This is a genomic window from Octadecabacter dasysiphoniae, from assembly GCF_021532615.1.
Classification (GTDB): Bacteria; Pseudomonadota; Alphaproteobacteria; order Rhodobacterales; family Rhodobacteraceae; genus Octadecabacter; species Octadecabacter dasysiphoniae.
This window is the reverse complement of record NZ_JAKGAQ010000003.1, coordinates 118,287-138,624: the sequence shown is the minus strand read 5'-3', so window position 1 is coordinate 138,624 and position 20,338 is coordinate 118,287. Positions and strand designations below refer to the sequence as shown.

Genomic DNA, 20,338 nt, shown 5'->3' with positions numbered 1-20,338 from the left:
ATCAAACCCCCAACAATTCCTGTTGCAGGTCCTTGTCCGCCAAAAGGCTGTCGCGGTCGGTCTCCATGCGCACTTCGCCCTTTTCCATGACGTAGGCCCGTTCACTGATCGACAGACAGAAATCGAGGTTCTGTTCCGCCACAAGGATCGCGATGCCGCGCTCTTGGTTGATGCGCTTCAGGATTCCCGCCATTTCGTCGATAATTGATGGCTGCACACCTTCTGTCGGCTCATCTAGCAGTAGGATTTTCGGGACCGTGGCCAGCGCACGCGCCAACGCAAGAACCTGCTGTTGACCACCCGACAATCCACCCGCCAAGTCGCCAGCTTTGGGGTGCAGCAACGGGAAATCCTCCATCGCCTCGGCCACCGCCCGTTTGGCGTCATGCCCGTTGGTGGCCGCCGCGACAGCAATGTTTTCTGTCACAGTCATACGGGGAAACACGAACCGGCCTTGCGGAACGTACCCCAACCCCAATTTCGCGCGTTTGGCGGGTGAATTCGGGGCGGGTCGACCGTCAATCTCAACCGAGCCAGACATTGCAGGGATCAAGCTGGTTGCATAGCGCATGACCGTCGATTTCCCGACGCCATTACGGCCCAGCAGGGCAACGATTTCGCCTTGCTTCACCTCAAGCGACACGTCGCGAATGATGGTGGTTTTGCCATAGCCGCCGGTGGCATTTTTGATCTTAAACATGCGCGCGCCTCCCCAAATAAATGTCCAGAACGCGATCGTCCGCGCGCAGCGTTTCAATGTCGCCCTCCGCAAATACCTCGCCCTGATGCAACACGGTGACGTGCCCCTGCAACGTGCGCACAAATTCCATGTCGTGTTCGACAACGACGACCGTGGTGTGCCGCGCAAGGATGCGCACCAGCGCCGACAATTCGCGCGTTTCTTGCGTGGTCATGCCCGCCGCCGGTTCATCCAAAAGAACGACACGCGGCGCCAGACACAGCACCATCCCGATATCGAGCCATTGTTGCTGACCGTGCGAAAGTGCCCCAGCCTGAACCTCGGCCTGTTCTTCCATCCCCAACATGCGCAGGATCTTGTCGCTCACATCGACGGCCTTTTGCGGCGTCTTTGTCCGGGCGTAGGCGGCCACCCAAAGGTTGTCGCGCACGCTCAGATCGCCGAACACCTGCGGCTTTTGGTTTTTCACGCCCATGCCGTTGCGCACCCGCTCAAAGATGGGCGCGCGGGTGACGTTTTGCCCCCCAATAGACACCGTGCCGCCCTCGGGTTGGTACAACCCCACACAGGTTTTCAAATACGAGCTTTTGCCCGCCCCGTTGGGACCAATCAGCGAATAAGGCCGACCGGGCGTAAACGTCCGCGTGACGTTGTTGACCGGAATGACACCGCCAAACCGCTTGAACGCATCGCGCGTTTGAAGGTCCTTGGCAGGACCCGCCTCGATCGCGGCGTCCTCAAGGATTTGACCTAGAACGGCTTCGTCAATCTGGACGGCACCGGCGTGGCGCGCGGCGTCGTTGGGGTCGGGTAGAAACCGTTTCCACAGATCGCCCAGCGCGCCAAGGATGCCGTTGTGAAGGTATAGGACCAGCAGGATCAGCACAGCACCAAGGATCAGGGTGGTCTGCCCGCCCGCTGATCCACTGCCCAGCCAGAACGACAGGCTGCCGATCAGCAGCGCGCCCAGAAACGGCCCCGCCAAAGTGCCCAAGCCCCCGACCAGAACGTAAATCGGGATCAACAACGCCTCTTGCACCGAAAAGATCGACGGGTTGAGGTAGTTTGCCCAAAGCGCGAACAACGCCCCCGCAACGCCAGCGATGGCCCCCGCATATGAGAAGTTGAGCACCTGAATTTTACGCACATCGTAGCCCAAAAGTTCCGTCTTTTCAGGGTCGATCCGCACGCAGTCCACGATCCGCCCGAAGGTGCTTTTCATCAAAAAGCGGGTCAAAAAATACAGCGCGGCGGCCACGATAACGACCACGACAAACGCGGCGTTGGGTTTCAGCTTGCTCGCCTCGCTTCCAAAGCCAATCACAATGCCCGGAATGTTTGACAGGCCATTGTCCCCGCCAATGACCGCGTCGCCAACGACCAATCGATAGGTCTGCGTGACGGACCACAACAAAAGCGTGAACGTGTACGACAGGATCGTGCTTTGCAGCGCGCCCATACGCGCGTAGAAAATAATATAGCCCAGCAGCGCCGCCACAACCGCCCCAAACAACGCGCCCGCAGGCAAGGCGAGGATCAGTGTGTTGCCCAGCGACGGCGCAAGATTGATCGCGATGACGCTGCCGAAATAGCCCCCGAGGCCATAAAACGCCGTCTGCGCGAGGCCGAGGAACCCGCCTCGCCCCCAAACCACATCAAGGCTTAGGCCAAGCAACCCCGCGATGATCCACGAGGTCGCCACAAAGGCGAGGTACGGGTTAAGCAGGCCGGACACCGCAAGCGCGATCAGTGTCGCGAGTGCCGGAAACACCAATCCTGCCGAATTGAATAGTTTTTGTGACATTGAAAATGCGCCTTACAATTTGCGACGCCATTTGGCCGAAATCCCGAGCGGGAACAGCCAAAGCAGCAATGCGGTCATGAGGAAAAAGAAGACATCGCCGATCACGGATGTCATGAAACTTGCGGTGATGGACGCGCCCCCACCAAGGCCAAGCGCGGCAAGCGCACTGCCGGTCAAGGTCACAGGACCCGCAACAACGACGGTCAGAAACCCTTTGACCGCAAAGAATAAACCCATTGATGGGGTTGCTGGAATAATCGGCAATAGTATTGCACCAGCAAACCCGGCCAACCCGCAGCCGACCGCAAAGGTCAGCGTGTTCACCCGCGCCGATTCAATGCCGATGGCCTGCGCCATTTCGGGCGACTGGATGGACGCGCGGGCCTTCATTCCGTAGACCGATTTGGTCATCAAGACATAGACGAAGACAACCATCAGCGCCGCGATCCCGATCATCGCCAGCGGATAGATCGCCAGGCTATAGCCGCCGATCTGGATATTGCCCTACGGCATTCCGATGCCGGGTGTCACTGTCCCGAATAACAAAACAGCCCCTTGGTTGAAGATCATCCCAAGGCCCCAAGTTGCCAGCATCGTATCAAAAATGCGCCCATAGAGCTTTCGGATAATCAACACCTCGACGATGGCCCCGATCAGCATGGTCATCGCCACCGCAAACGGGATGGCCAACAGATAGGGAATGCCGATCTGTGTCGCCGTCAGCGCCGAATACGCGCCCACCATCAAAAACTCGCCATGGGCCAGATTGATGACACCCATCAAACCGTAGACCACCGCCAGACCGATCGTCGCGATCAGCAGAATGGATGCGCTGGACAAAGACGACAGCAGCACTGTCGCCAAGAAATCTAGTTCCATTGGAACCTCCTTGGGATGGGCGCACCGTGACCGATGCGCCCGGCAAATTTAGTCAGTTTCGGGGGTGAAATGTTCGGCCAGATCAGGGGACGCAACCAGATCACAAACCTCGTTTTCATAAGACGGGGCCGCGTCTTCGATCTTGAGAACTGTATCGAACGCACTGTCCGCGTTGCCCCGCACGATGTAGATGTTCTGGCGCAAATTATGCGATCCGGGTTCCATCGTGACGGTGCCGTTTGGCGCATCAAAGGTGATGCCGCTTTCCAGCGCCGCAATCACCGCATCTGCATCGGTCGTCCCCGCGGCCTCGGCCGCGGCGGCCCAGACATGCACCGCGTTCCACGTATCCACCGCGACGGACACAATCGGTGTGCCATCGCCGTAAGCATCGATCCACTGCGCCACGAATTCATCGTTCGCCGGATTATCGACGTGCATGAAATATCCGGCACTTGCGATCAGGCCCTCGCCGGCTTGCGTGGACACAACGACCTGTTGATTGCCGGACCCGTAGTTCGAGGACACGACACCGATGTTGTCTTTCAACCCGGCAGCCGCGAATTGTTCCAGAAATCCGGTCTGGTTCGCCCCAACCGGAAGCGCGACGACAAAATCAGGCGCGGATTGCTGAATTTTCTGAATGGCCGGCGCGTAGTCGGTAACAGACAAAGCAAGAAAATCCTCGCCGACAACCGTGCCACCGAATTGTTCGGCATATTCGTGAACCCAGTGCGCGGAAATTGTGCCGAAGTTGTAATCAGGCGCCATGATGTAAATGTTGGGGCCGTATTCTTCGATGGCCCATTTGATCAGCGGTTCCAACTGCTGGGACGCCGATGATCCGGTCACAAAAGTCTGGCGATCACAGGCACCACCTTCGTAAAGCGACGGATAGAAATACGGGATGTTGGCATCGCGAAACACCGGGCGGATGGCTTCTCGGGATGAACTGGTCAGGCCGGCAAACATCGCCGCGATCCCGTCGCGCAAAACGGAGGTGTTCGCGAATTGTGTGTACTTGCTCAGCTCGGATTGTGAATCGTAGCTGACCACTTCGATCTGCTCGCCCAGAACGCCGCCATTTGCGTTGATGCTTGCAACCGCGAGGTCCAGTGCATTGCCCTGCTGGATGCCGTAAATGTTCAAACCGCCGGTCAAATCAAAGATGGACCCGATTTTGATGTCTGCCAACGCCGCATTCGCCGAAAGGGCCGCGGTGAGTGCAATGGTGCTGATGCTAAGGACGTTTTTCATTTCAGATATTCCCCTGTTGAGAGAGGCAGACTGAACATCCGAAATTTTATGTGCAAGAATCAAAAATTCACAACAGAACAAATGCCCAGCTGCGATGCTTGATGATTTCAGGTGCTTCATCGCACTATCATAGCGTGATTTGTTACTGTGGCGATGTCAACCCATTGAGTGTGCTGATCACCCTCAATCAATAACACATTGATTAATATCAAAATTTTTAAATTTACAGGTATAGCTTCATTTCGACGTTCTTAAAATACACGCTTATCGTAGCTTTTTGATCCTTGCGCGAGGGATTACCAACCAGCAGTTACAACCTGCTGCAAAGCAGAAATTTCCATCAAAACAGTCACCGGAAATACCGGCCAATGTAATATAGTTTCATCATCTTTGTGCCATTCGACATCGGTTAATCTTGGCGGGGCTTGGACGGATGCCGATAGTTTTTCGGGACCAGTTTGCAATCAGTGCAGGATAAATAAGACCTGCCACAACACGAGAGCAACTTGCGCAATTTTCATAAATCATGTCTGCATGTTGATCCGCACGACTAATAGAAGCCTGCGTTATTCCAAGGTTCAAACCATGAGCACGCAACCAACGATGTCAGCAGAACCTGTTCCAAACGGCAGCTTAATGATCCCATTCAGTCCAGAATTTGGGGTGATCAACGGCTACCTTAGATCATAGTTCACTTTCCGCGATCGTGAATCCCTACCCCAGCAGATCAAGAAAATTGCCGAAGATAAATTCGACATATTGAACCTTATGCGATTTTGATCTGTGTAGCCGCAAAGCGATAATGTCACCCCTGCGCAGCAGCGGCACGCATAAAGTGAAAGCCCTACGTGATCGACTGATCAGAATAAACCCAAGTGTCGACGTCAAAACACTGCAAATCACTCTGGGTGGTCAAGAGAGTGCAAAATCAATGGCCGGTGCTCTGGAACAACTTGGAAACTGTGATCTTCTGATCGACGCCACCGCAGAACCAACAGCTTTTAATATGATCGCATCTGTCGCGACACGCAAAAAAGTTCCAATGGTCTGGGTAGAAGTCTTTGCTGGGGGCATTGGTGGCATCGTTGCGCGTTCCCGTCCCGATATTGATCCGGTCCCTCTTGCAGCGCGCGCGCAAATTGTGACCTGGTGCCAAGATCAAAATGTCGAATGGGTTCGCCCAATTGCGGGCAATCCTTACGAGCAGCAGAATGCCGAAGGCACGCCACAGATTGCATCAGACGCAGAGATTTCCATAATGGCAGGTCATGCCACACGTTTCGCAACAGACCTACTTTCAAGACCCATCGGGAGCATCTTCCCTATGTCCGCTTATGTCGTTGGGTTTTCTTCTGAGTGGCTTTTCGGCCAGCCGTTTGACACCCGACCAATTGACCTTCAACCAGCCGGCGCATGGGGTGGGACCGCTGAAGAGTTAGAGCCAGGGGCCGTTCTTCGCCTCTTGAATGAACACCTGTCCCCAAGCGAAACTTGAGATGCAGATACTTCTTCCCAAAGATGTCGTCCGCAAGCTTCGCGCACCTATGCTGCGTGCAGGCCGCCGTGAAATAGGTGGGATGATCATGGGCGAAGATCTTGGGGATCAGCGGTTTCGGATCGTTGATTTTTCAGTGGACGCAGTGAGCGGCACTCGCTCAAACTTCGTACGCAATGCTGCGCAACACGATCAGGCGCTTGCAGCTTTCTTTGATCGGACCGGTGCTGATTACGAGCGTTTCAATTACCTTGGCGAATGGCATACCCATCCCAGCTTCAGTGTGCATCCAAGCCTACAAGATGTTCACGCCATGCAAGATCTTGTCGATGGATCGGGAGGGGTTCGATTTGCATTTTTGTTGATTGCAAGGCTTCGGTGGCATTGGTGGTTCGAAGCCAGTACCCACCTATTTGTGCAAGGGCACGTTCCGACACCCGTCGACCTGATCCTTGAGCCGGATATGCTGGAGCCTTAAGAAGTGATCTATGACTATGGTGGAGCCAAGCAGTCAAACGCAAGTCGAACACGGCGGGTCTGCTCCTCTTTTCTTAAAGCCTAACAGCAAAGCTATTTGGCAAACAAATAAAAGTATGGAGACGACGGTTACATGGCGGAAAAGACAAAAAAGACATCTAGAGGCCGCCATGGGAACGTTACAGGCAAGGCTCTCAATTTGGTATGGGCACGTGCCGCTGGTCGTTGTCAGCTTGAAGGATGCAATGATGATCTGACTCGCCATCTGGTTGTCGGAAGCCGAACCGCAAACAAAGCGTATATCGCTCATATTATCGGCTCCAGCGCGGACGGGCCACGCGGCGACCTTGAACGCTCCAAACAACTCGCGAAAGATCCCGACAACGTGATGTTACTCTGTGATGGATGCCACCGCGAGATTGATCGCGAACATCCCGAAGATTATCCTGAAGACCGGTTGCGCGGGATGAAACGCAGGCACGAGGCTTGGGTGTCTCGAGCGGTTGGTCTCTCGCCAAAAAGCCAGTCACATATTCTGCGGTTCACAAATCGCATTGAAAACAATGAGACATCTATCCCTTTTGACGATTGCGTCATGGCGCTGCGTGGGATCGAAAAAACACCTGCTGAAATCCATGCAATCGATCTCAAAATTGGCCTTACAGGGCATAGTGAAACCGACGATGTGTATTGGGCCGCAGAACCCGTTGATCTTCAAAATTTCTTTAACAAAAAGCTAGAAAGCTTTTTCAATACTGAAAAAATACGGCACCTATCTGTCTTTGGTTTTGGACCAATGCCGCTCTTGGTTAAGCTGGGGCAGCTGCTCCCAGACTTGCACGACATCGATGTGTTCTCTCGTCACAGGGAACCCACACCCTCTTGGGCTTGGAAGAGGGGTCTTGCGCGCATGAACCCCCTCGCGGTAAGAGGCGACGCAAACGCCAGCCGCGTCGCAATCAAGCTCAGCATCACTGACCGCGTCAACGATGAGCGCGTCCAAGCTGTTGTTGGAAGCGACAATCTTTCTATCTGGGAGATAACCTGTGAACAGCCCGGTTACGATGTTTTGTCGACACGTGCCGATCTGGGGGAGTTTCGGAAAGTCGTCCGTGCCGCATTCAATGAGATCAAACAAATTCACGGCGAAAAGGCTGGGGTTTTCGTGTTCCCTGCTGCTCCGGCAGCCTGCTGCGTTGAGTTTGGACGCGTTTGGCAACCCAAAGCTCATTTGCCTATGGAGATCTTCGACCAAGTCAAAGACCGCGGATTTGTTTCTCGGTTACGGATTGAGTAGTAAGCGTTGGTGAGTAATCCCACCAAAATTCAATACTCGAGGAAGATACCTCACAAAACGCAAACTATTCATGCACCTGATATGTGCACCAACTCAATCCCCTTCTTTTCATGGCCTTAGAAGCTCGTTGCAAATATCATGAATTGCGCTCCACTCCCCCAGTAACGGTCGTTGATGGCCAGCCGACTGTGACTGATGGGCCTGTCATAAACAGCGCAGCCTACAGAACTAAATCATCGCCGTAGAGATCGAGCACCCAGTTGGGAAGCTGCGGCAAGGCAAAGGTGAGGGTTCCGTTTGCGAACGACAAAGCCCGCGCTGGTGGTTGGTTCAGCTTAGAATTGTCGAAAACATGGCCGATATCACTGGCCAGAATGGCTTGGCGGATCAATGGACCAGATCTATCATACCGGTTTCTTATTTTCTCTTCAGGTACGGGATGCCCACCTTCATTGACCCTTTCACCGACGCGGGCGACGGATAGGTCCGGATGCGCGACAGAGATATGAAACGTCATGACGCGATACCCAAGGGCCTTGGCTTGGGTCATCAGATCAAGCTTGGAGGGATGAGAGAACACGGTTTCTGTGGCAAAGCTCTTGCGCTCCGCCAACAAAGACGCGCGGCGCTTGGTTGCAATCTGTGCCGCCTCGTAAGCTGCATTCACATCGCCGTCCTTCAGTTCATCGCGCTGGATGATATCGGCGTTGATGAATGGCGCGGCAAATTTTGGCGCGATCCGTGTCTCGTAAAGTGTGGATTTGCCTGATCCGTTCGGACCTGCCAGCATCACGAGTGTTGGACGCGGGACAGGGGTCACGCTCAGGCTGCGGCCTCAGGGTAGACCAGCTCGCCTTTGTCATTCAGCCCTACACCACGGCCCAGTTGGCGACGCTGGGCAAAGAACGCTTCTTCTTGATCAGACGGCGCGGTCATATCTTCACCAAACTGCGCAAACCAGACTTCTTGCTCTTCAGCGCTCAACTCATCCGGAGACAACTCCCCTGCAAGAGCGGCATTGATGTGCTGATAGTCAAATGCGCTCGATTGCTCGATGGCACGACCGATGTTGATCCAGTGGGTGATTTGCCCCGCAACAGACCGGCTTTGCAAACCAGACTCGCGACGGACAACTGACATGACGTCATCAGAAAGTTTGATAGATTGGGCCATAACACCTCCATCGCCAGAAAGGTAGCAAAATGCCACCTGCATTGGATATATGGTGATATATCTGTAAATGTCCAGTTATTTCGTAGGCATCTGCGTCGGGTTTCATCGGTTGAAACTACAAAACAACCATTGGCGCATAACGCGGCGAACGGCAGCTTCGAGCCCAAAGTACCGAATGCTGCACCGTGCACGAATGTCCGTTATACACGAACAAAGCTAAAAATCTTGGAGAACGACCTCGGTTTTGAAGCTGATTTTAGATGCTCAATTACGACAACCCGCAGCCGTTCTAAAACGAGAGTTTCAGAATTTTATAACTGCTTTACGTAATGCCGCTGCCGCTGTGCCGACAACGGCTCTAGGGGATTAGTGCGGTCGCTCCATCCGTCTCGTCAAAGATCAGGTGCATTGGTTTCTTGCTCTGCGCTATCTTCGGTCGCTGCTATAATCCGTGCTGCCTCATCTGTTGCCGCTAAAAGCTGGTCACGCAATAAACTGTCATGACGCCATAACGTCTGTTCCATTCTCGCAACGGTGTATCCTTCAATTAGGTCAAGCCGAATTCGTATGGCGACGCCGCAAGAGGAGGCACCTGTCAACAACAGTGTGTAAGGTTGCCGCGTTCTATTTGTAAAACCAGTTGGAATTTCTGAGGAGTAAGACACCCTTGAAGCGCGTTGATCACTGACGGAGCAAGCAAGTGCATTTGCGTCTGTTAGTAAATTTGCTTCAAGATCATACTGCCATTCGTAAATGCTGTATCGTTCTTCTTCCACTTGTATTGACGGAGTCCCAAACTTGTCGAAAAGCGCCCCGCGCATCGTATCAAGGTTGGGTCGCTCCTCTGCTGATGGATTCCAAAAACGAGCAAGAGCGGCGACTGGCATCGCGGACATCTCTGCTTGACTGATTGTTCCATCTTCATCTGAAATGACGCTTTCACTCAGTGCCATGTAGATGTTTGATCCGTCATTCTGTTGGTAACTGTAACTGATGCTTTGCGGGTTACGGCCTACAATAGCTACATTTTCGGTCATTTCCGCTAAGCCCGTAAAGAGCGTTTGGGAGTCGCTCATTGATATACCAAGCGAAGCCCCTTGAATGTCTAGCCCGTCTGGAATGGCCCCAGCAGATTGAACTTTGTTTCGTAAGCCCAGCGGGTAAACCTGCGTCTCGTCGCGGCTCGTGATTTCGATTGGTAGCGTGTCGCCGTCTTGTGCTCGGAAAACCACGCGAGATAAGCGATCACATCCTCGGACGTTTTCGTTTGTGATAATTGGCGCAAACGATCCATCACTTTGCTCGCCCAAAACGGCTTTGCATGCCCGCCCTATACCACCATCAAAGTATATGACGTAGACATCATCAAAATCAGTGATTGAGACTTCGCCACTTGAATATCCAGATTGAAATGACATCCCCCAGACGACGGTTGAAGATGCTTCCTGTGCGATTGTAGAACTAGAAAATGCGACTGCAAACAAGGTGGATACTAGTCTATGCTGCATCAACGTTCTCCTAAGCATCAGATTTTAAATAAATAAGTTTGAGATGATATTCTCGTCTGGTGTTCAAAGTGTCAAGCAAGCTAATCCTCCTTAACTCAGACCATATCAAGAGTTGGATCGGCATTAATAGACAGGCTCCATAAGAGGAATTTCAAAAACGACCGCTGGTGGAGCACGTTCCCAATCCAGATATTGATTGACGTGCAACGAACGTTCGAAAAGTCCGCCCTCTGTGAGTTCCGGCGCAATGCAGCGAATGGCTGCGATGCCCCGATCCGGCCATTCGCGGCCAACGCGGCGAAGGTCTGGAGTGAGCCCAATCTGTGAATTCAACTTTCTTGCTGCGCGCGCTCGCGGCAAGGGAATGCCGCAGGTGCATGATTCCGGCGCTGCCGCGCAGCAGCGAAACCGTCCATTCATGCAAGACGCAGCGAGACCAATCCGGCGAACTCACGGATTGCGGGACAAAATTAGATGCGGTTTTTTCAAGGGTTTGTGGCACAGAGATTTCTACGTGACTTCGGGCGTCATCCGGACTCGGACAAAAACGACCGTCTAAGCGCGTCTGCCTATACAAAGAAATCATAGTCATATGCGCTGACAACACCCGCATCACTGAAAGCGAAGTAATCCACCGTTTCTGCCTCATGAACGGTCTCCGCATTCAGGCTGGTCTCCTCCTCCACAGAGACATCGAACGTCGACGCAGTGCTGCCGTTGCCCCGCGCCCAAGCTGAATCCCCACCGGCAAAGCTCGACAGCGCCGCGATGATATTTGCGCCACCAGCCATACTTGATCCGAGTGCAACCGAGGAATTTGCATCCGTGACGCCAGACCAGTATAGATCGTCAGCTTTCTCGATCGCGTCACGCTTGATCCGAGCGACTTCGAGGGAGGTCGTTTGCAAAGAGAGTTGGATCACACCCCGCGGGTCCCAGCCAGCCAGGTGCGTCGGAACCCGACGGACATAGTGCCAACGGCGCCCGCGAAGTTTGTGGTAGCGGTCAGGATTGGCTGGATCGGGCGCTCTGAATGTCTCGCGTTTCATCGGGTCCGCCTTGCCCGGTCTGGGTGCGGTTGTAGTGCAATTTGTAGTGCAAAATGCCCGAAAAAACGTAATCTTTCCATCCACCGGGCCATAAACCCGGGGAAAAAAGATCCAATAAAAGGAAAGCTCTGGTGCGGTCGGGGGGACTCGAACCCCCACGAGTGTTACCTCACAGCGACCTCAACGCTGCGCGTCTACCAATTCCGCCACGACCGCATGATCCAAGCGTGAGAGGCGTGTAGCCAAGACCACTCCCTACCTCAAGCGTTAAATGTGCCTATCGTTGCGAAACTATGATGCAGACGCCGCGCGCACTCCGTCGTCCTTGGCCCGCCCTGCCCGCGCCACCAGGATCAACACCATCGCGCCCGCCCCGATCACCCACCAGCCAAGGTGGTCTTGGCCTGCGAACACCGCCTCGTTTGTGCGTCGATCCGGCATGAAATTGGCAAGCCCTGCGATCATCAAACCAAACCAGTACAGGCTGCGAAACGTCGCTTGATGCGCGTGGATATGGCCCCGCCGCGCAAGCGTCACGCCGCGCCACAGCGACCAGAACGTCAATAGGGCGAACCCGTGCAGCGGGCTGAACGGGCCAAGCACCGCAAAACTGTGGATCATGAACGCCGTAAGCGCGACGGTGAACATCGCAATCACCCAGATATAACCGCTGATCTTATGCAGGCGGTCGCGGCGTTGGCGATACAAAGGCAAAGGGCCCAGCGCCACGGATATCACGGCAGCAGCCACGTGAATTTGAATGTGCAGCGGCGCAGTCAGGAAGGGTTCAAATGACATGGGCGTCCTTTCGGTTTGGCAGTCGCGATGTGATTGCCTATGTCTTGACCAACGGCCCCCGTACTCCAACGCGCACTACGTGAACAAAGGACCTGCTTCGTGAACGACACCCAACCGCAGCCCGCGCTTCGTGAATGGCGCGCCCATATGACGGACCCGTTGCGCATGGCAATCTTTGCCGCCATCGCGGTGATCCTGACGGTTATAGGCCCGTTCAACACATCCGACGTCATGCGCGCGCTGCCCCGCCTCGCCTATTGGGCGGTGATCGCGGTGTCGTGCTACAGCGTCGGATATTTCGGCAATCAACTGGCCCAAAGGTGGACGGATGGCAAAAGCGTGCTGATGCGCGCACTCACCGCCGCCGCCCTCACGGTGGTGGGCGTTTTTGGTGTCATCTATCTGATCAACGGCTTGGCCATCGGATATTGGCCCACAGGCACGGCCTTGCTGATCCTCGCGGGCAATGTGGCGGTGATTTCATCTGTCATTACGTTTGTGTTCCAGATCGCGAACCATTCCGCCACGGCTGCTTCCACGACGGCCCCCGCCCCCACGACGCCCCCCGCCCCCACGACGCCCCCCGCGCTGCTGGACCGCCTGCCCTTTGACAAACGCGCACCCCTCGTGGCCCTGTCGGTTGAAGATCACTACGTGCGCATCCGCACCACCAAAGGCGAAGACATGGTGCTGATGCGGCTGGCCGATGCCATCCGCGACGTCGGCGATACCTGCGGGCTTCAGGTGCACCGTTCGCATTGGGTCGCGCTGGATCACGTCACCGCCGCCACCCGCAAAGGCGACGGTGCGATGATATCGATGGCCCATGGCCCCGACATCCCCGTCAGCCGCGCCAATGTCCCCGCACTCAAAAAGGCCGGGCTTTTGCCCGCGTAGACACATGGTTGAATGGATCACCACGAACGGGCTGACAGATTACGCCGACGCCGTCGCTTTCATGGAAACCCGCGCAGACGCGATCTATGCGGGCACGGCGGATGAATGTATCTGGCTGGTCGAACACCCCCCCCTTTATACCGCCGGAACCTCTGCCAAGATCGAAGACCTCACCGATCCGGACCGCTTTCCGGTGCACGACACCAAACGCGGCGGCCAATACACCTATCACGGCCCCGGCCAGCGGGTGGCCTATGTCATGCTTGATGTGGGCAAGCGCGGTCATGACGTGCGCCGTTTTGTGAAAGACCTTGAAACATGGGTGATCGCGACCTTGGCCGAATTCAACGTTACAGGCGAAATCCGCGATGGCCGCGTCGGGGTTTGGGTGCAGCGCGATGACAAACCCCTCACACCACTTGGCCCCGCAGAAGACAAAATCGCGGCCCTCGGTATTCGCCTGCGCAAATGGATCAGCTTTCACGGCATCAGCATCAACGTCGAACCCGACCTCAGCCACTTTGACGGTATCGTGCCCTGCGGCATCACCGATCACGGCGTGACGTCGCTTGTCGATCTGGGCCTGCCCGTCACGATGGATGATGTCGACGTCGCCCTGCGCAAAACGTTTGACGCTACCGTCACCCCGAAACACCCCTAGCGCACCGATTTGGCACAGGTCCCAAGATTGATCCCGCGCCCTGCTGACGGCGCGATCAATTTAGGGCAGACAAGGCGCGACACACCGAAATGATCGACAGACCCCACCCCATGCGCACCCCACCTTCGATAAAACCAACTCCCGTCATGATCCTCGTGCCGCTTGTCATGCTGGCCTATGCCCTGTTCGTGGGCACCCGCACGGGGCTTGATACCCAATCGGCGGATCTGTTTGCCATGTGGCTGGCCGGGGATTTCATGGCCATGGGCAGGCTTGATCAAATCTATCCGTCCAGCGCCGTGATGTTTGACATGACGACCCCGTCCGAATGGTGGCCCTACGTTCAGGCAACGGACCCAGATGCGCGCATCTTTCCCTATATCTACCCGCCCCTTTGGGCAAAGCTGGTGTCGTGGCTGACGCAGATCACCACATTCGCAGTCTTTGATACGGTGTTCTTGTTCGTGCATCAGGCACTGCTGATCGCCACAACCTATCTGGCCGCTAAAATGTGCGGATTTCGCGGATTGTCCGCCCTGTTGGTCGTCGCCGTCACCTACGAAGCCCTGATCCTGACAATGCCAATCGGTATCGCGCTGGGGGAAAACCAGCCACAAATCCTTGTCAGTTTCCTGATCGTTTATGCGTTTGAACGCGCCCAATCGGGTGCACCGCGCGCCGCAGGTATCCTGCTGGCCCTCGCCGCCGCAATCAAAGTGTATCCTGTCCTTTTCATCGTCATCTTCGCCGCGCGGCGCAACTGGCGCGCTGTGGTGGCCTTTGGCATTGCGGGCGGTGCCCTTGGGCTGACGTCCATCGCCCTCGCGGGTTGGCCCCTTCACGCAGACTACCTCTCGATGCTCGGCGTTCTCAGCAAATCGGTCATCGTCACGAATTTCTCGTTCTCGGCGGATGCGCTTTATGCGGGTGCAATCCTCGAAGATCAGCTTCTCCCCGTGTACCAACCCAGCACCGCCGAAGAACAGATCGGCTGGGCCGCCATCGCCAAAGGCCCAATTTGGCACGCGGTGTCCTCGATCGCCCAAATCGCAGCGATCGCGGGAGTGGCCTTCCTTGCCGCACGCCGCCCGCATGATCCGCTGATCGTGCCGTTCGCCGTGACGTTGTTCGCGCTCGTGAGCCCCCTCAGCTGGGCCTATACCTACCTGCCCGCCTATGTGTTCATTGCCGCACTGCCCTTGCGATTTGGGCTTATCGGCTGGGGTTTTGCGGCGCTCATGGTGGTCTATTTCCACCCGATCATCGCGGGCATCACCCTCTATCAAGATTCGTGGAGCCTGTGGTCCTTTGGCGTTGGCGGCGTCTCTCTGATGGTCGTGATGCTGGCCTTGTTGCTGCTGGCCCTGCTCAAGCGCCCCCCTGCGCCAATTTTACCCACATAAACACCGACATGAATGGTTGCCCTAAACTGCGCCACCACCTAAAACCACTTCAAGCCAAGGGGTGAGTCCGCTTATCCCACAGATTTTACCATTTCGAGGGAGCGCCACATGGTAGACGCAGCCGTCCACGACCAAGGGCACGAAGACAATCGCGGGTTCTTTACCCGCTGGTTCATGTCCACCAACCACAAAGACATCGGTATTTTGTACCTGTTCGTATCCGGTTTCGTCGGATTCTTGTCCGTCGCCTTCACCGTTTACATGCGGATGGAGCTGATGAACCCCGGCGTGCAGTACATGTGCATGGAGGGCGCGCGTCTGTTCCCTGCCGCGCTTGATCAATGTACGCCAAACGGCCACTTGTGGAACGTGATGATCACGTATCACGGCGTCCTGATGATGTTCTTTGTTGTTATTCCAGCCCTTTTCGGCGGTTTCGGCAACTACTTCATGCCTTTGCAAATTGGCGCGCCAGACATGGCATTCCCGCGTCTGAACAACCTGTCGTTCTGGCTGTTCTGTACCGGTGTTGCGCTTGGTATCTGCTCGATCCTTGCCCCCGGCGGTAATGGTCAGGCGGGCTCTGGCGTTGGCTGGGTTCTGTATCCACCGCTCTCCACCACCGAGGCCGGTATTTCGATGGACCTCGCGATCTTCGCGGTCCACGTGTCCGGTGCCTCGTCTATCCTTGGCGCGATCAACATGATCACGACCTTCCTGAACATGCGTGCCCCCGGCATGACGCTGCACAAGGTTCCACTGTTCGCATGGTCGATCTTTGTCACTGCATGGCTGATCCTTCTGGCCCTGCCCGTTCTGGCTGGCGCGATCACAATGCTTTTGATGGACCGCAACTTCGGCACGACCTTCTTTGATCCTGCTGGCGGCGGCGACCCGATCCTGTACCAGCACATCCTGTGGTTCTTTGGTCACCCAGAGGTTTACATCATCGTTGTACCTGCCTTCGGTATCATTTCGCACATCATCTCGACCTTCTCCAAAAAGCCGATCTTCGGCTACCTGCCGATGGTCTACGCGATGGTCGCAATTGGCGCGCTGGGCTTTGTCGTGTGGGCGCACCACATGTACACAGTCGGCATGTCCCTGACACAGCAGTCCTACTTTATGCTGGCGACCATGGTGATCGCGGTGCCCACCGGCGTCAAAATCTTCTCATGGATTGCGACAATGTGGGGTGGTTCGATTGAATTCAAAACACCAATGCTTTGGGCGATGGGCTTCTTGTTCTTGTTCACAGTCGGCGGTGTCACAGGCATCGTTCTGTCCCAGGCCGGCGTGGACCGTGCGTATCACGACACCTACTATGTTGTGGCCCACTTCCACTACGTGATGTCGCTGGGTGCGGTGTTCGGTATCTTCGCGGGTATCTATTTCTACCTGCCGAAAATGTCGGGTCGCATGATCCCTGAATGGGCGGGTAAACTGCACTTCTGGGCCATGTTCATCGGCGCCAACATCACGTTCTTCCCACAGCACTTCTTGGGTCGTAACGGCATGCCGCGCCGCTACATCGACTACAACGAAGCCTTCGCGCTTTGGAACTACGTGTCCTCCATCGGTGCGTTCATCTCGTTCGGATCCTTCGTGTTCTTCATCGTGATCCTGTTCAAAACGCTCCTGTCCCCGAAAAACGCGACAGAGCCGAACCCATGGGGTGAATACGCTGACACGCTGGAATGGACCCTCCCGTCCCCTCCACCAGAGCACACCTTCGAGACGCTTCCAAAGCAGTCCGATTGGGACAAACAGCCGAGCCACTAAGCACGGCGAGGTTTAAGAAATCAGGGCCTCGGCGGAAACGCCGGGGCCTTTTTCATTTCACCTGTTTCAGGCACCCGTTGATGACATACTTTTGGTCCCTCCTGCTCCTCGTTCCGTCCCTTCTGGCAACCGCCGCAAGGGCGCGGTCCGCTTGGCTTTGGCTGTGGTTGGCCATCGGGTTCGGGGCCATCTGGGCCATGCTATTCTATGTCACATGGAATTGGGCCCAGGGTGGCACAGGCGGCATCTTTGCCCCCATCTTCGCCCCGCCCCCGATAGATCGCGCCTTCCACGACACCTATTACGTCGTCGCGCATTATAAATACCTCGGCGGCTTCCTGGTCCCGTCGATACTCATCGCGGCCCTGCTGTTCATCCCGCACCACCCGCGCCGTGCAAAAACAGACATCGTTCTGTTCTGGGCCGCCGTCGCCCTGTTCGTCACGATCAACGTCGCCCCGCAAATCTATTTGGCAAACGGCGGGATGCCGCGCCGCTACATCGACTACACAGAGACATTTCAGATCATCAACACCCTCACCAATGCCTTGGCGAGCGTTTTTCTAGCCGTGTTGGCCGTCGCCGCCCTACGCCCCCTTATCAGCTGGTGGCGCAATCGCGGGGACAACAACAATGCCGTATGAATGGATTGAACCCGACGGCAAAGATGCCCCAACGGTAGAACTGCACCTGTGGCCCTACCGATCCCTCTTGCGCAAGGATTTCGTGCTGTTCATCGGCGGCACCTGCGCCATCGTGTTGCTGCCGCTGCTTGTGTTGCTTGGCTCACCCGTTTTGTGGGCGCTGTTGCCGTTCTTTGCCATCGCCGTGGGCGGGGTCTGGTACGCCATCAATCACAGCTACAAGTCGGGTGAAATCCTCGAAGAATTGCGCATCTGGCCCGACCGCATAACGCTCGAACATATCCACCCGCGACAGGGCAGAAAATCATGGGAGGCAAACCCCTATTGGGTCCAGCTCAAGATTGATCCAAACCATGATCGCATCACAAACTACATCACCCTCAAAGGGGCGGACCGCGTCGTCGAACTCGGCGCGTTCCTGCCCGAAGACGAACGCGCGGTGGTGTTCAGCGAACTGCAAGACAGGTTGCGCATGGTGCTGAACGCGCGCAACGACTAGTCTGGCCGCAACCCGGATAAAAAGGACACCCCATGCGCATCCTCGCCAAAGCCCTCATCGCCCTGATCGCCGCCCTGCACCTTTATATTGCTTGGTTTGAAATCTTCGCATGGACGACGCGCGGCCCGGTTGTGTTCTCCAGCTTTCCGACCGATCTGTTCGAACCCACCATCGCACTGGCCGCAAATCAGGGGATTTATAACGCCTTCCTCGCCGCTGGTCTGATCTGGTCCCTGCTCATCCGCGATGCCCGCTGGCACGCCAATGTCGCCACCTGTTTTCTGCTGTTCGTGCTGGTCGCAGGCGTCTTTGGTGCGGTCACCATCAGCCCGCGCATTATGGTTGTGCAATCTGTCCCCGCCCTCGCCGCGCTGATCGCACTTTGGATCGGCCAACGCCGCACCTAAGCCGCATCTTTCGGGTCGCGCTTGCGCGTGTTCGCGCCTAGCGTCGCCCCATGACACCACAGCGCAACATCACCACCCGCACATGGGCCGAACTGTTCATTTTAGGGCTGATCTGGGGCGGCAGTTTCCTTGCCATCCGGCTGGCCCTGAACGAAGTCCCCTTTGTCACATCCGTCGCCCACCGCGTTTTCTGGGCGGCACTGATCCTGTGGGGCTACGTGATCCTGCGCGGCCTGCCGATCCCGCGTGATCCCAAAATCTGGGGCGCACTGTTCGTCATGGGCCTGCTGAACAATGTCATCCCGTTTTCGCTTATGGCGTGGGGGCAATTGCATATTCCCACGGGCCTCACCTCAGTTTTCAATGCGGGCACGGCGATTTTCGGCGTGGTCATCGCCGCGCTGATCCTTGCGGACGAACGATTGACCCTGCGCAAAACCATCGGCTCCGCCATCGGGTTCTTCGGCGTGGCAACGGCCATCGGCCTTGATGCCGTGCGCAATTTTGACATCACGTCCCTTGCGCAACTCGCCGTGATTGGCGGCACGATTTCTTATGCCTTCGCAGGGGTCTGGGCGCGTATCAATCTGGCAAACCTCACCCCGCAAGTCGCGGCGGCGGGCATGTTAACCGGATCATCCATCATCATGGTTCCGGCGGCCTTTGTGATCGACGGCGCACCGTCCTTTGACCTTAGCCCAACGGCCTATCTGGCCATCGGCTATTACGTCGTGTTCGCCACAGCGGGCGCTTATCTGCTGTATTACCGCATTCTCGCCGCGGCCGGATCGGCCAATACGATGATCGTCACCTTGCTGATCCCGCCCGTGTCGATCGTCCTTGGCGCGCTGGTCCTGAACGAAAGCCTGTCCTCAAACGTCTACGTCGGCCTTGCGCTGCTCGCCCTCGGCCTCGCCATCCTCGATGGACGACTGTTCAGACGCTAGCCCAGCTTGTCTTTGACCATCGGGCCGGTTTTGCCAAAATCCATCTGGCCGGTGTATTTGCCTTTCAGCACGCCCATGACCTTACCCATATCGCGAATGCTGTCGGCCCCGACCTCTGCAATTGCAGCATCGATGGCGGCGGATGCTTCGGCGTCCGACAACTGGCGCGGCAGGAAATCCTCGATAATCTTGATTTCCGACAGCTCTTTTTCAGCCAGCTCAAGACGCCCGCCTTCTTCGTAAACCTTCGCGCTTTCCTGACGTTGCTTGACCATCTTGCCCATGATCCCAAGAACAACATCGTCGCCCACACCCTCATCCTGACCACCGCTGCGCGCTTCGATGTCACGGTCTTTGATGGCCGCATTGATCAGCCGCAATGTCGACAACCGTGTCGCATCTTTCGCCTTCATAGCCTCTTTAAGGGCCGTATTGACCCGCGCGCGCAATTCCATTTTCATCATCCCTGATAAGTTTCGCCCGAGTGAGAGCGGTAACAGTCGGGGACACTACTCCGAATTCCGCCGCAAAAACAAGCACCCTCTCGCCCCTGCGCCGCAAGGTCATTTCACGGCGTCAAACCAGCCTTGACCACGCCCTGACCACCCCTTAGACAGCCACAAGTTCGGCGTCGTTTCCGCAAGGCGGGGCCTTCATTATC

Annotated in this window: 20 protein-coding genes, 1 tRNA gene and 1 pseudogene; 11 read left to right on the top strand and 11 right to left on the bottom strand. The window is 56.0% G+C overall.

Going from position 1 to position 20,338, the window contains the following annotated elements; translation table 11 throughout:
- Position 1: 1 nt before the first annotated feature.
- From L0664_RS13005 to L0664_RS12990, 4 genes and pseudogenes are all read right to left on the bottom strand, one after another.
- Positions 2 to 700: an ABC transporter ATP-binding protein gene (locus L0664_RS13005; RefSeq protein WP_235226316.1), complete on the bottom strand. Its 699-nt coding sequence runs from the start codon at positions 698 to 700 to the stop codon at positions 2 to 4.
- Complete coding sequence (locus L0664_RS13000) at positions 693 to 2,504, bottom strand: branched-chain amino acid ABC transporter ATP-binding protein/permease (protein ID WP_235226315.1); 1,812 nt, start codon at positions 2,502 to 2,504, stop codon at positions 693 to 695. Before L0664_RS13000 ends, L0664_RS13005 begins: the two co-directional genes overlap by 8 nt.
- A gap of 12 nt (positions 2,505 to 2,516) precedes the next feature.
- Positions 2,517 to 3,383, bottom strand: a pseudogene (locus L0664_RS12995) (branched-chain amino acid ABC transporter permease).
- Positions 3,384 to 3,431: 48 nt separating this feature from the next.
- Positions 3,432 to 4,640, bottom strand: coding sequence for an urea ABC transporter substrate-binding protein (locus L0664_RS12990; protein WP_235226314.1), 1,209 nt, complete (start codon positions 4,638 to 4,640; stop codon positions 3,432 to 3,434).
- A gap of 802 nt (positions 4,641 to 5,442) precedes the next feature.
- On the opposite strand from L0664_RS12990, the gene L0664_RS12985 reads away from it, so the two are divergent.
- The 3 genes from L0664_RS12985 to L0664_RS12975 all read left to right on the top strand — a co-directional run bounded on the left by L0664_RS12985 (position 5,443) and on the right by L0664_RS12975 (position 7,909).
- A complete protein-coding gene (locus L0664_RS12985; protein WP_235226313.1) occupies positions 5,443 to 6,135 on the top strand; it encodes a ThiF family adenylyltransferase in 693 nt (230 codons plus the stop codon).
- Positions 6,107 to 6,613 carry a Mov34/MPN/PAD-1 family protein gene (locus L0664_RS12980; RefSeq protein WP_235226312.1) on the top strand — a complete coding sequence of 169 codons (507 nt, stop codon included), beginning with the start codon at positions 6,107 to 6,109 and terminating at the stop codon, positions 6,611 to 6,613. The genes L0664_RS12985 and L0664_RS12980 overlap by 29 nt, the downstream gene beginning before the upstream one ends.
- A 132-nt stretch (positions 6,614 to 6,745) precedes the next feature.
- Positions 6,746 to 7,909 (top strand): SAVED domain-containing protein, encoded by a 1,164-nt coding sequence (locus L0664_RS12975; RefSeq protein WP_235226311.1) that lies wholly within the window; start codon positions 6,746 to 6,748, stop codon positions 7,907 to 7,909.
- A gap of 220 nt (positions 7,910 to 8,129) precedes the next feature.
- Here L0664_RS12975 and L0664_RS12970 read toward each other — a convergent pair whose 3' ends face one another.
- The 6 genes from L0664_RS12970 to L0664_RS12945 form a co-directional block, all read right to left on the bottom strand.
- Positions 8,130 to 8,729: a zeta toxin family protein gene (locus tag L0664_RS12970; protein ID WP_235226310.1), complete on the bottom strand. Its 600-nt coding sequence runs from the start codon at positions 8,727 to 8,729 to the stop codon at positions 8,130 to 8,132.
- Positions 8,730 to 8,731: 2 nt separating this feature from the next.
- Complete coding sequence (locus tag L0664_RS12965) at positions 8,732 to 9,082, bottom strand: TA system antitoxin ParD family protein (RefSeq protein WP_089423281.1); 351 nt, start codon at positions 9,080 to 9,082, stop codon at positions 8,732 to 8,734.
- Between the two features lie 392 nt (positions 9,083 to 9,474).
- Complete coding sequence (locus L0664_RS12960) at positions 9,475 to 10,590, bottom strand: hypothetical protein (protein ID WP_235226309.1); 1,116 nt, start codon at positions 10,588 to 10,590, stop codon at positions 9,475 to 9,477.
- Between the two features lie 569 nt (positions 10,591 to 11,159).
- A complete protein-coding gene (locus L0664_RS12955; protein ID WP_336247108.1) occupies positions 11,160 to 11,639 on the bottom strand; it encodes a DUF6538 domain-containing protein in 480 nt (159 codons plus the stop codon).
- A 129-nt stretch (positions 11,640 to 11,768) separates the two neighbouring features.
- Positions 11,769 to 11,855 (bottom strand) — tRNA-Leu (locus L0664_RS12950).
- 75 nt (positions 11,856 to 11,930) lie between these two features.
- Positions 11,931 to 12,437: a DUF2306 domain-containing protein gene (locus tag L0664_RS12945; RefSeq protein ID WP_235226307.1), complete on the bottom strand. Its 507-nt coding sequence runs from the start codon at positions 12,435 to 12,437 to the stop codon at positions 11,931 to 11,933.
- A gap of 99 nt (positions 12,438 to 12,536) precedes the next feature.
- Between L0664_RS12945 and L0664_RS12940 the strand changes: the two genes are divergently transcribed.
- From L0664_RS12940 to L0664_RS12905, 8 genes are all read left to right on the top strand, one after another.
- Positions 12,537 to 13,334, top strand: coding sequence for a LytTR family DNA-binding domain-containing protein (locus tag L0664_RS12940; protein WP_235226306.1), 798 nt, complete (start codon positions 12,537 to 12,539; stop codon positions 13,332 to 13,334).
- A 4-nt stretch (positions 13,335 to 13,338) separates the two neighbouring features.
- Complete coding sequence (gene lipB / locus L0664_RS12935) at positions 13,339 to 13,995, top strand: lipoyl(octanoyl) transferase LipB (protein WP_235226305.1); 657 nt, start codon at positions 13,339 to 13,341, stop codon at positions 13,993 to 13,995.
- 146 nt (positions 13,996 to 14,141) lie between these two features.
- Entirely contained in the window at positions 14,142 to 15,398 is a 1,257-nt protein-coding gene (locus tag L0664_RS12930; RefSeq protein WP_235226304.1) for a glycosyltransferase family 87 protein, read from the top strand.
- 108 nt (positions 15,399 to 15,506) lie between these two features.
- A complete protein-coding gene (ctaD, locus tag L0664_RS12925; protein WP_235226303.1) occupies positions 15,507 to 17,180 on the top strand; it encodes a cytochrome c oxidase subunit I in 1,674 nt (557 codons plus the stop codon).
- 80 nt (positions 17,181 to 17,260) lie between these two features.
- Entirely contained in the window at positions 17,261 to 17,824 is a 564-nt protein-coding gene (locus L0664_RS12920) for a cbb3-type cytochrome c oxidase subunit I (protein WP_235226302.1), read from the top strand.
- Positions 17,814 to 18,323, top strand: a complete 510-nt coding sequence (locus L0664_RS12915) for a DUF2244 domain-containing protein (protein ID WP_235226301.1) — start codon at positions 17,814 to 17,816, stop codon at positions 18,321 to 18,323. The genes L0664_RS12920 and L0664_RS12915 overlap by 11 nt, the downstream gene beginning before the upstream one ends.
- Positions 18,324 to 18,355: 32 nt before the next feature.
- Entirely contained in the window at positions 18,356 to 18,730 is a 375-nt protein-coding gene (locus tag L0664_RS12910; protein ID WP_235226300.1) for a DUF1304 domain-containing protein, read from the top strand.
- 50 nt (positions 18,731 to 18,780) lie between these two features.
- A complete protein-coding gene (locus tag L0664_RS12905) occupies positions 18,781 to 19,677 on the top strand; it encodes a DMT family transporter (RefSeq protein WP_235226299.1) in 897 nt (298 codons plus the stop codon).
- Here the strand turns inward: L0664_RS12905 and L0664_RS12900 are convergent.
- Positions 19,674 to 20,132 (bottom strand): GatB/YqeY domain-containing protein, encoded by a 459-nt coding sequence (locus L0664_RS12900; protein WP_235226298.1) that lies wholly within the window; start codon positions 20,130 to 20,132, stop codon positions 19,674 to 19,676. The two genes, L0664_RS12905 and L0664_RS12900, sit on opposite strands and share 4 nt — an antisense overlap.
- Positions 20,133 to 20,338 lie beyond the last annotated feature (206 nt).

Excerpts from the sequence above, each read along its gene's own strand:
- L0664_RS12960 (WP_235226309.1), bottom strand. The coding sequence starts at position 10,590 with ATGCAGCATAGACTAGTATCCACCTTGTTTGCAGTCGCATTTTCTAGT.
- L0664_RS12980 (WP_235226312.1), top strand. The coding sequence starts at position 6,107 with ATGAACACCTGTCCCCAAGCGAAACTTGAGATGCAGATACTTCTTCCC.
- L0664_RS12920 (WP_235226302.1), top strand. The coding sequence starts at position 17,261 with ATGACATACTTTTGGTCCCTCCTGCTCCTCGTTCCGTCCCTTCTGGCA.
- L0664_RS12985 (WP_235226313.1), top strand. The coding sequence starts at position 5,443 with ATGTCACCCCTGCGCAGCAGCGGCACGCATAAAGTGAAAGCCCTACGT.
- L0664_RS12915 (WP_235226301.1), top strand. The coding sequence starts at position 17,814 with ATGCCGTATGAATGGATTGAACCCGACGGCAAAGATGCCCCAACGGTA.
- L0664_RS13000 (WP_235226315.1), bottom strand. The coding sequence starts at position 2,504 with ATGTCACAAAAACTATTCAATTCGGCAGGATTGGTGTTTCCGGCACTC.
- L0664_RS13005 (WP_235226316.1), bottom strand. The coding sequence starts at position 700 with ATGTTTAAGATCAAAAATGCCACCGGCGGCTATGGCAAAACCACCATC.
- L0664_RS12955 (WP_336247108.1), bottom strand. The coding sequence starts at position 11,639 with ATGAAACGCGAGACATTCAGAGCGCCCGATCCAGCCAATCCTGACCGC.
- lipB (WP_235226305.1), top strand. The coding sequence starts at position 13,339 with ATGGTTGAATGGATCACCACGAACGGGCTGACAGATTACGCCGACGCC.
- L0664_RS12910 (WP_235226300.1), top strand. The coding sequence starts at position 18,356 with ATGCGCATCCTCGCCAAAGCCCTCATCGCCCTGATCGCCGCCCTGCAC.
- L0664_RS12990 (WP_235226314.1), bottom strand. The coding sequence starts at position 4,640 with ATGAAAAACGTCCTTAGCATCAGCACCATTGCACTCACCGCGGCCCTT.
- L0664_RS12905 (WP_235226299.1), top strand. The coding sequence starts at position 18,781 with ATGACACCACAGCGCAACATCACCACCCGCACATGGGCCGAACTGTTC.
- L0664_RS12965 (WP_089423281.1), bottom strand. The coding sequence starts at position 9,082 with ATGGCCCAATCTATCAAACTTTCTGATGACGTCATGTCAGTTGTCCGT.
- L0664_RS12945 (WP_235226307.1), bottom strand. The coding sequence starts at position 12,437 with ATGTCATTTGAACCCTTCCTGACTGCGCCGCTGCACATTCAAATTCAC.
- L0664_RS12930 (WP_235226304.1), top strand. The coding sequence starts at position 14,142 with ATGATCCTCGTGCCGCTTGTCATGCTGGCCTATGCCCTGTTCGTGGGC.
- L0664_RS12975 (WP_235226311.1), top strand. The coding sequence starts at position 6,746 with ATGGCGGAAAAGACAAAAAAGACATCTAGAGGCCGCCATGGGAACGTT.
- L0664_RS12900 (WP_235226298.1), bottom strand. The coding sequence starts at position 20,132 with ATGGAATTGCGCGCGCGGGTCAATACGGCCCTTAAAGAGGCTATGAAG.
- ctaD (WP_235226303.1), top strand. The coding sequence starts at position 15,507 with ATGGTAGACGCAGCCGTCCACGACCAAGGGCACGAAGACAATCGCGGG.